Origin of the sequence: Chengkuizengella marina, from assembly GCF_009910845.1 — a bacterium.
GTDB classification, from domain to species: domain Bacteria; phylum Bacillota; class Bacilli; order Paenibacillales; family KCTC-33759; genus Chengkuizengella; species Chengkuizengella marina.
The window spans coordinates 47,216-54,244 of sequence record NZ_SIJB01000047.1 but is presented as its reverse complement, the minus strand read 5'-3'; the positions used below and the strand labels follow the sequence as shown (position 1 = coordinate 54,244).

At 32.8% G+C, this 7,029-nt stretch carries 6 protein-coding genes; 5 read left to right on the top strand and 1 reads right to left on the bottom strand.

Going from position 1 to position 7,029, the window contains the following annotated elements; genetic code table 11:
- The 5 genes from ERL59_RS18775 to ERL59_RS18755 all read left to right on the top strand — a co-directional run.
- On the top strand, nucleotides 1–1,453 hold a 1,453-nt coding region (locus ERL59_RS18775), incomplete at its 5' end, for a beta/gamma crystallin-related protein (RefSeq protein WP_160647777.1).
- Between the two features lie 337 nt (nucleotides 1,454–1,790).
- Nucleotides 1,791–2,435, top strand: coding sequence for a fructose-6-phosphate aldolase (gene fsa, locus ERL59_RS18770; protein WP_160647776.1), 645 nt, complete (start codon nucleotides 1,791–1,793; stop codon nucleotides 2,433–2,435).
- Nucleotides 2,436–3,140: 705 nt separating this feature from the next.
- A complete protein-coding gene (locus ERL59_RS18765; protein WP_160647775.1) occupies nucleotides 3,141–3,713 on the top strand; it encodes a cupin domain-containing protein in 573 nt (190 codons plus the stop codon).
- 411 nt (nucleotides 3,714–4,124) lie between these two features.
- Nucleotides 4,125–5,099: an NAD(P)-dependent alcohol dehydrogenase gene (locus ERL59_RS18760; RefSeq protein ID WP_160647774.1), complete on the top strand. Its 975-nt coding sequence runs from the start codon at nucleotides 4,125–4,127 to the stop codon at nucleotides 5,097–5,099.
- Between the two features lie 230 nt (nucleotides 5,100–5,329).
- Nucleotides 5,330–5,866 carry a DUF309 domain-containing protein gene (locus tag ERL59_RS18755; protein WP_160647773.1) on the top strand — a complete coding sequence of 179 codons (537 nt, stop codon included), beginning with the start codon at nucleotides 5,330–5,332 and terminating at the stop codon, nucleotides 5,864–5,866.
- An 87-nt stretch (nucleotides 5,867–5,953) separates the two neighbouring features.
- On the opposite strand, the gene ERL59_RS18750 is transcribed toward ERL59_RS18755, so the two are convergent.
- Nucleotides 5,954–6,745 carry a sporulation protein gene (locus ERL59_RS18750; RefSeq protein WP_201763637.1) on the bottom strand — a complete coding sequence of 264 codons (792 nt, stop codon included), beginning with the start codon at nucleotides 6,743–6,745 and terminating at the stop codon, nucleotides 5,954–5,956.
- Nucleotides 6,746–7,029: the final 284 nt, after the last annotated feature.

The window sequence follows — 7,029 nt, the reverse complement described above, 5'->3', positions numbered from 1 at the left end:
ACAATTTAGTCAGTTGGTCGTTGGTTGTTCCATTCCATTTACTTTGACAGATAATCAAATGCCTGCAGGGGAAAGTACGTATTATATTTTATATATTGGTAACCCAGCTACAGGTGGAATAGAAGTGGGTAAATTTGTAGGGAAAACGAATGCCATAAACATCTCGCCTGAGTTATATGACATATTAAAAGATAACACAGATGAAGAATTTTATGTTGTGAAAGAAGTCCTTTATAATGATGATACCCTCCGATCCTCAGCTGTGAGAATGCCTGGTCAACATTTTACAGTGACAGAAACTTCATTTCTGTTTTCAGAAGCAGGATTCAATGGGGATTGTGTTACAGTAAGTAAGGATCAATCCGTAAATTTAAATCAAACAGGTTATGACTTTGATAACAAGTTGTCATCGATGTTGGTGCAAGGAAATGTATGGGTTGTACTATACCCACAAGCAAACTATGGAGGTTATTCTCAAGCGTTTTTCACCGACGAGGACAGTTATGCTCATATTCGTGACTTTGACGAAATGATTATTGGATCAAAAACTGTTTCTTCTATAAAAGTACGTGAAAAATGGCATGGTGTCTATACTTTTGATGGACCAGATTTTAGTGGATCTTTTGATTTATATAATGATGAGCAATTTGCTAGAGATTCAGGTGGCCATCAAGCAAATGATTGGATGGGTTATCAAAGAGGAGATGTTTATTTTAAAAAAGATGATTCTATATCATCAGTAAAAGTTGTAGGTCCATATGCAGCAGCTCTGTATGAGAATTATAACTGGTCAGGAGCATATGCTTTAGTTAAAGAGAATTATGGTGGTCCAAATTTAAATAGTAATATAGATAATAAAGCTTCATCAATAAGTGTATTTCATGGTGAAGGTGTATGGTTATTCGATATCCAAACGTATAGAGGAAATTATAAACGTTTCCTACCAGTTGATGCTAATACCCCTTACAATTGTCGCCATAGTTCTAATGAATGCGGATTTCCTGGTGATACTTTATCCTCTGTACTCGTGATTGGGGACTACGGTGTTACATTGTATGAACACCCAGATTATAATGGTAGAGTGCAAGCAGTGAAAACGTTTGATCAATATTCGGGAAGTAGTGGAGATGTAGGGGATAATCTAATGTCATCATTTAGAGTATTTCCAAAAGGTGTTTATTTAGGGCAAGAACTTAATTTTACACCCGGACGATCAATTATAGTAAAAGACCCTGGAGAATATAGGTATATAGAAAGTATACAAATTCTAGGAAATAATATTCAAGATAACTCACTGAGCTCAATTTTTATTGTCGGTGATTATAAAGTAACCCTATACACAGATCCTGTTTTTCAAGGAAATACTCTAGAGATGTATGGCTGGCTTGGAGATTTTAGGAGTCATCCTATCGGGAATGATACAATTAGTTCTTTAAAAATAGAAGAACTGTAATTAAAAGAAATGAAACGAGGAGCAATCCAACTAGTGAGAATGTTTGATTAAAGACACTATAGGGAGATTGCTCCCCTTTTATTTTATATTAATTCATTTTTAGAAAAGCTATGGTTATGGTATGAATCACAAAAACAAAACCGTTATTCCTATACATATGAAATCATCATAGAAAGGGATGATATTGGTTAAGTAGTTGAAAAATCTGGTAAGCTTCATTGTGAATTTTTTCTTGTTTGATATAATAAAGTTACACATACCTTCCACTACAGAGATATGTAGTAAATGGGTATGCACTAAAGTAGTAGAACATTTTACTTAACTTAGGAGGAAAATTATGAAATTTTTTATTGATACTGCAAACATAGAAGAAATTAGTGAAGCTCATGCAGTAGGAATATTATCTGGAGTAACTACGAACCCAAGTTTAGTCGCAAAGGAAGATGTCTCTTTTCATGATCGTCTACGAGAAATTACTTCTATTGTGTCTGGTTCAGTTAGTGCAGAGGTTATAGCAACAACTGCACCAGAAATGATTGAAGAAGGAAAAGAGCTTGCAAAAATCGCACCGAATATTACGATTAAAGTACCTATGACAATAGATGGACTAAAAGCGGTTAAAGCTTTTTCTGATGAAGGAATTAAAACGAATGTAACACTTATTTTTAGTGCAAATCAAGCTTTACTCGCGGCAAGAGCTGGAGCTACATATGTTTCCCCTTTCTTAGGACGTTTAGATGATATCGGGCATAATGGAATAGAATTAATTTCCACAATTTCTGAAATATTTAATATACATAATTTAGATACAGAAATTATAGCAGCTTCCATTCGTCATCCGATTCATATTACAGAAGCAGCGTTGAACGGTGCTCATATTGCAACTGTTCCTTACAAAGTCATCATGCAACTTTGCAATCATCCGTTGACAGATCAAGGGATTGAAAAATTTTTAGCAGATTGGAATAAAAAAAACGACTAGAAAATATTTTATAAAGGGTCATTATTAAATCTAAAATGAAACAAGTTTTTATGAAATTTATGATGTCATTCAACAGAATTTTATGAATACAAAAGCCGCCCATTTCGGCGGCTTTTATTTTTTGTTACACAACAAATATGATTTTAAGTGGATGAACACATCCTCTTGTTCAACATATAGAATTGATCTGGTGGAATGAGATCGAATTAGAAGTAAAATTGTCCAATTAATAGATGGGGATCTAAGCTTTTTTGTTATAGTATAATTCACGAATATTAAAGGAGTTTTTTTATCTGAAAAAGTGTGAAGTATGTGGATATGAGTTAAGATATGATCAACAAAACTGGATAAACGATAATGACGAATTCTATATTATTGAATCTAATTTCTATAATATTAAAATATTAGAGGAAATAATACTGCACGCACGTTCGAAAGATAGCAGTGTAGATACTATCTTTATTGATGAATGTATTCCGACTATAGTTAATTGTGAAGGATGCAACTTAATTTATATAAGAAGTAGGAGGAGCATGCATGATATAGAAGAAAGGTATAACATTAGAATTAATTTTTCCTTTTAGCTTCAAAGAAGAGATAGTTATTTATCTCTACCGCAATGCCCCTAAGGCGCCTTGAAGTCAAGCACATTTCCTTAACACGGTGAATAGAATATTTAATAAATCTCAGAAGGGATTGTGAAGAATGTACTACGTTCCTTGTGTGTATTCATATCCGTATCAAAATCCTTATTATGTTAATGTGCCAATATATCAATATGCTAGACATTCTGTAAATTGGATTGTTGATTATGAAGATAATCCATGGCGCTATTCGCAATCATCAAATAGAAAAGAAAGAATTCAATTAAAAGATTATGGACAGGAGCCGTTTGTTGTAGATATTAATGAGGCTACAAAGGAAAACAATACGTTCCGTACTGCTTTATGGACAGGAGATCATTTGCAAGTTACATTGATGAGTATAAATGCAGGAGAGGATATTGGCTTGGAAATCCACCCTAATGTTGATCAATTCTTACGTCTTGAACAAGGTCAGGGTGTTGTTCAAATGGGCAAGAGTAAAGAAAATTTAGATTTTGAAAGAAGAATCTTTGATGATTATGCCATTATGATACCTGCTGGAACATGGCACAATATAACCAATACAGGTAATACTCCGTTAAAACTTTACTCAATATATGCTCCTCCTAACCATCCATTTGGTACTGTACATGTAACCAAATCAGATGCATTAGCTGCCGAAGAAACAGTATAAGAATGTCCTATTAGAGAAAAGGGAAAAGATGATGGACTTTTTTAATTATCATGGTATATGATGATGGCGAAAAGTTAACCGTTGTCTTTTTTTATTGCGTCTTAAATCAAATAAATGTGCTCACAATACAATCTTTAAAATCATGCCTTTTTTGAAATAAGAGGGCGTCATTATATTGATTATTAAGAAGGAAATTATTGACAACCGAATAAACATGGTGTACTATATAACTAGATCACTAAAACAATAAAACGCTAGTACATTAAATACATGACATTGTATATGAAGATCTTGAACAATTGTAAGCAAAAGAGCAATAGAGTTTAGTGGTAGGGTCAAAAGATTCACTGTTAAACCTTCCGAATAAATGATGGAGTAAAACTTATAAAAAAAATGAAAGGGCTGAATCTTATGAAAGCGATCGTATATGAAAAATACGGGTCACCGGATGTCTTGCAGCTCAAAGACATAGAAAAACCTACTCCCGAGGACAATGAAGTATTGATAAAAGTACATGCTCGAACAGTAACATCAGGGGATATAAGAAAGCGAAACGGATCCAGAAAAACATTGCCTATCTGGCCTATCTCAAAAATGGCTATAGGCTTTAGAAAACCTAAAAAAAATATACTAGGGTGTGATTTTGCTGGAGAAGTTGTTTCAGTAGGGAAAGATGTAAAGCGATTTAAAAAAGGGCATCAAGTTTATGGATTATATGGTAAAAAAGGGACGTACGTTGAATATATTTGTATGAGTGAAGATGGGGCAGTAGTACAAAAACCATCCAATATGACTTACGAGGAAGCCACCTCCGTGCCTTTCGGAGCTATATCCGCACTATATTTCCTAAGAAAGGGAAACATACAAAGCGGACAAAAAGTTCTTATTTATGGTGCATCTGGTTCTGTAGGTACTTTTGCTGTACAGCTTGCCAAGTACTTTGGTACAGAAGTTACAGGTGTATGTGGTACCACAAATCTAGATATGGTCAAATCTTTAGGAGCAGATCATGTAATTGATTATACGAAAGAAGACTTTACTAAAAATGGTCAAACCTACGACATTATTTTTGATACGGTAGGCAAAACTTCATTCTCACGATGTAAAAGTTCACTAAAGAGACAAGGATTCTATGTTTTAGCTGTCTTTAGTTATAGACAGATATTACAAACGTTATGGACTTCAAAGATAGGTAACAAGAAAGTAGTAAGTGGAGTAGCATCAGAATCAAATGAAGATTTAATGTTCTTCAAAGAGCTTATTGAGGAGGGTAAGTTAAAATCGGTCATAGATAGTTTCTATTCGTTTGAAGAGATTCCAGAAGCTCATGGGTATGTTGAAAAAGGACATAAAAAGGGAAATGTAGTTATAACTTCAGGATCATAATCATTTATCATTTTAATTAAATCAGTTTGAGTACCTACTTGGAACCGCCTTATTGTTAATATGAGCCTATCATAGTTGAATTCATTTAAATTTTAATTAAAAAATTTTATAATTGTGTGTAGTTGGGCTGGTTGATAAACTCTTCTTTTTTTTGTATTTTTGATAAAATAGAAGCATATTTATTTCATTCTAATATTAGGCTAAAAATTAGAAAAGAGGGATCATTTTTAATGACACAACAAACACAATACCCAGAGGAATACATTGATTATTTAATATATTTTCATGCTGAACGTGACTATTTTGAATGTCATGAGATATTAGAAGAATATTGGAAAGAAAAAGAAAGACCTGAATTAGATGAGGCTTGGATAGGTTTGATTCAGGTTGCTGTTTCCTTGTATCATCAACGTAGAAATAATATTAACGGTGCCGTTAAAATGATGGAGAGTGCAATCACTAATTTAAACATAAGGGATCTGTACATTTTAGGCATTGATGCTGAGGTCTTTATAATCCAGCTGGAGAACAGATTGAAGGAACTAACATCAACAGAGTTAAAAAATTATTCTGATTTAAATATTCCGTTAAAGGATGATCAATTAATAGATAGATGCAAACAAATTTGTAAAGAAAAGAATATAGCCTGGCAAAGCGCCAGTGATCTTATGCATAAGGAACTTATTCACAAACATACATTAAGAGATCGCACAGAAGTGATTAAAACGAGAGAATGGGCAAAAGCACAAAAAAATAAAGGGAATTAAAAAAGAGTAATTCAAACTAAAAAATGTAAGAATCATAACAAAGCATCTCAATCTATTATCAAAATAGTTTAAGATGCTTTGTTGGAATTAACTATGTTGATTAATAAGTTCGTATAAACTATTTTGTAAATTAGGGATATCTTCCTCAGTATAAGTGAAACGAACAACACTTTCGTCTTTTTCTAACATTTCAGATAGTAAACTTTTAGAACCCCTAGCTTTTCTATCTATTTCTAAAATAGCTGATACTTTATTTTCTTCAACAAATAATACTACTTCAAGTTCATCTAATCTAGCATGAAATGGGCCAGATTTTGCCTTGAATTCAAACTCTTGTATAAAAGGAAGTCTGTTTCTTAAAGTTTTAGTAGTTTCACATTCGACCTCATACATTCGAAACCCTATATCCTCCAATGATTTAAATAAGCCATCTACTAAATGGTTAGGTGTAACTCTAATATAGTCTCTGTCACTTGGATCAATCGCATTATCAATATCTAGTCCAGTTTGAATCCAAACTTTGGTTTTTCCTAGCGTTAACGGGGTATCGTATGAAAGTTGAACCTGAATTGGGAATTGTACTCTTTCACCTTTCCCTATAGTAAAAGCATCAATGATTTTAACTTTACTTAACACCGCTTGTTTTGTCATTTCCATTTCTTTTTCTTTATCACCAAATTCAAACTCTTTTATTTCAGTATATGTCGCAACGATAGATAGATAGACGTCTTCAATTTTTTGTTCTACCTTTCCACCCTCAATATGTACAACACCTTCAATGATCTCGCCAGGAACAAATTCATCATTGTTTAATACTGTGTCTACTTTTGCTGATCCAATTCCAATACTAGATAACATCTTCTTCATAAATGACGACATATATATTACGACCTCCAAAAATAAATTATCCAATAATATTATCTCATTTATTCACAATGGATTCAAAAAAAGTGAAGTTAATAATAATTTAAAGTACAATATTTGTTGAAAAATTGTCATATTTAGCATATAATATGGTCATACCATTATACATTAAGACGTTTAAAGTGTGAAAGGTGGTGATATCACTGTGTAAGTAATGAGCTGTTCTATTAAAGAGAACCGGAAACTCAACGTTATTTTATACAATTCAAATATGTTCAAATATTCCATAATTTCCTTTA